Below are 2,567 nucleotides of genomic sequence, written 5' to 3'. Positions count from 1 at the left end.
GCGCGCAGCGCGAAGATCCGGGACCGACGCGTGAACTCGGCGCTTCCGGCGGTCCCGGATCGGCGGCCCTGCGGGCCTTGTCCGGGATGACAGCGGAGCGTGATGAGCGGGGTTTGTTAGGCCCCCTCCGGCATCCGCTCGATTCCCTTGACCCCGGCCTCGGTCAACGCCGCGACCAGTTCCTCGACCGCCGCGTCGACCTGGGCCGGATCGCGGCCGCGAATCACCAGGCTGGCGCCGTAGAGGTCGGGCGGGGCGAAGAACGGATAGCTGCCGATCGACAGGTCCGGATGGGCCTTGGCCACCCCTTCCAGCGGCGCGGCGATCGTGCCCTCGCCGGAGCCGGTGACCCGGACGGTCTTGCTGATCACCACCGCCCCGGTGCGCAGGCGCGGGCCGACATCGCCCAGCATGCCGCGCATGATGGCCGGCACCCCGGCCAGTACGAAGACGTTGCCGATCTGGAAGCCGGGCGGTCCCTGGACCGGGTTCTTCACCAGGGTCCCGCCCTCGGGCACATGGGCCATGCGCCGGCGGGCGGCGTTGGGTTCGCCCCAGCGCTCGCGCAGCAGGGCCATGATCTCAGGATGCTCGGGGGCGGTGACGCCGAACGCCTTGGCCACCGAATCGGCGGTGATGTCGTCGTGGGTCGGGCCAATGCCGCCGGTGGTGATCAGGTAGTCGTAGCGGTGGCGCAGGGCGTTGACCGCATCGACGATTTCCTGCTCGACGTCGGGCACGATCCGCACCTCGCAGACGTCGACGCCGTAGGCCGCCAGGTACTTGGCGATGGCGTTGAGGTTCACGTCCTGGGTCCGGCCCGAGAGGATCTCGTCGCCGATGATCAGAACCGCCGCCGTCACGCGCTCGCTGGTGGTCATGATCCCGATCCCCTACATCCGAACATCTTCGCAGTCCGACTTAAGGCCCCCATGCTCCTCCCGCAACCGATGGCGCGCGGCGTCATCGTCCAGCGTTACAAGCGCTTCTTCGTCGACATGGTGCTGGACGACGGACGGGCGATCACCGCCCACTGTCCCAACCCCGGCGCGATGCTGGGCCTGAAGGACCCCGGCCTGGCCGCCTGGGTGTCGTGGTCCGGCGATCCCAAGCGCAAGCTGGCCTGGACGCTGCAACTGGTCGAGGCGGATGGCGGGCTGGTGGGGGTCAACACCATGAACCCCAACAGGCTGGTCGCCGAGGCTCTGGCGGCCGACGCCATTCCCGAGCTGTCCGGCTACGCGGTGATCCGCCCGGAGGTGAAGTACAGCCAGGCCAGCCGGGTCGATTTCCTGCTCACCCATCCCGACCGCCCGCCCTGCTGGCTGGAGGTCAAGAACTGCCACTACCGTCGCGACGGGACCCTGGCCGAGTTCCCCGACTGCGTCGCCGCCCGTTCCGCCAAGCACCTGAAGGACCTCGCCGCCGAGGTCGCCAAGGGCGCGCGGGCCGTGCAGCTGTTCGTCATCCAGCGCACCGACTGCGACGGGTTCGCCGCCTGCGCGGACCTGGATCCGGTCTATGCGCGGGGTTTGGACGACGCGGCGGCAGCGGGCGTTGAAGTTCTGTGCTATCGTTGCGACATAAGCCCCGACGAAATCCGCATTTCCCGGCGCATCCCCCATCTCCCTCCAAGGGGGCGGGACGCGCCGTCAGTTTGAGACCACCGCCATGACCCTTGAAGACGTGACCGAGATCGAAGCCGAGACCCGCACCGGCGCGATCAAGATCCACAAGCCCGCCGACTTCGAGGGCATGCGCCGGGCCGGCAAGCTGGCCGCCGAGTGCCTGGACATGCTGATCCCGCACGTGAAGCCGGGCGTGTCGTCGGACTATCTGGACACCCTGGCCCGCGAGTTCATCCTCGACCACGGCGCCCTGCCCGCCTGCCTGTTCTATCGCGGCTACCCCAAGACGGTGTGCATCTCGCGCAACCACGTGGTCTGCCACGGCATCCCCGGCGAATGGGCGCTGCGCGAGGGCGACATCGTCAATATCGACGTCACGGTGATCGTCGACGGCTGGCACGGCGACACCTCGCGGATGTACGGCGTCGGCGAGGTGGGCCCGCGCGCCCGCCGCCTGGTCGAGATCACCTACGAAGGCATGGCCCGCGGCCTGGCGGCAGTGAAGCCGGGCGCGACGCTGGGCGACATCGGCCACGCGATCCAGTCCTATGTCGAGGCCCAGCGCTGCAGCGTGGTCCGCGACTTCTGCGGCCACGGCCTGGGCAAGGTGTTCCACGACGCCCCCAACATCCTGCACTTCGGCCGTCCCGGCCAGGGCGCGGTGCTGAAGCCGGGCATGTTCTTCACCGTCGAGCCGATGGTGAACCTGGGCAAGAGCGCGGTGAAGGTGCTGGGCGACGGCTGGACCGCCGTGACCCGCGACAAGTCGCTGTCGGCCCAGTGCGAGCACTCGATCGGCGTCACCGAGGACGGCTACGAGGTGTTCACCGGTTCGCCGACCGGGCTGTTCCAGCCGCCGATCCTGGGCGGGTGACGATTTTCGCCCTCTCCCGGAGGGGAGAGGGAGGGGCCCGCCGCGCAGCGGTGGGAGGGTGAGGG

General features: G+C 69.5%; 3 protein-coding genes. 2 read left to right on the top strand and 1 reads right to left on the bottom strand.

What is annotated here, in order from left to right; all coding sequences use genetic code 11:
- Window positions 1-116: 116 nt before the first annotated feature.
- On the bottom strand, window positions 117-881 hold the full coding sequence (locus PMI01_RS22910; RefSeq protein ID WP_007674893.1) for a competence/damage-inducible protein A: 765 nt from the start codon (window positions 879-881) through the stop codon (window positions 117-119).
- A 51-nt stretch (window positions 882-932) separates the two neighbouring features.
- Here PMI01_RS22910 and sfsA point away from each other — a divergent pair, with 51 nt between their 5' ends.
- A complete protein-coding gene (gene sfsA / locus PMI01_RS22905) occupies window positions 933-1,661 on the top strand; it encodes a DNA/RNA nuclease SfsA (protein ID WP_007674892.1) in 729 nt (242 codons plus the stop codon).
- Between the two features lie 10 nt (window positions 1,662-1,671).
- A complete protein-coding gene (gene map / locus PMI01_RS22900) occupies window positions 1,672-2,502 on the top strand; it encodes a type I methionyl aminopeptidase (RefSeq protein WP_007674889.1) in 831 nt (276 codons plus the stop codon).
- Window positions 2,503-2,567: the final 65 nt, after the last annotated feature.

Origin of the sequence: Caulobacter sp. AP07 (genome assembly GCF_000281955.1) — a bacterium.
Classification (GTDB): Bacteria; Pseudomonadota; Alphaproteobacteria; order Caulobacterales; family Caulobacteraceae; genus Caulobacter.
This window is presented reverse-complemented; position numbering and strand designations above follow the sequence as displayed.

Excerpts from the sequence above, each read along its gene's own strand:
- PMI01_RS22910 (WP_007674893.1), bottom strand. The coding sequence starts at position 881 with ATGACCACCAGCGAGCGCGTGACGGCGGCGGTTCTGATCATCGGCGAC.
- map (WP_007674889.1), top strand. The coding sequence starts at position 1,672 with ATGACCCTTGAAGACGTGACCGAGATCGAAGCCGAGACCCGCACCGGC.
- sfsA (WP_007674892.1), top strand. The coding sequence starts at position 933 with ATGCTCCTCCCGCAACCGATGGCGCGCGGCGTCATCGTCCAGCGTTAC.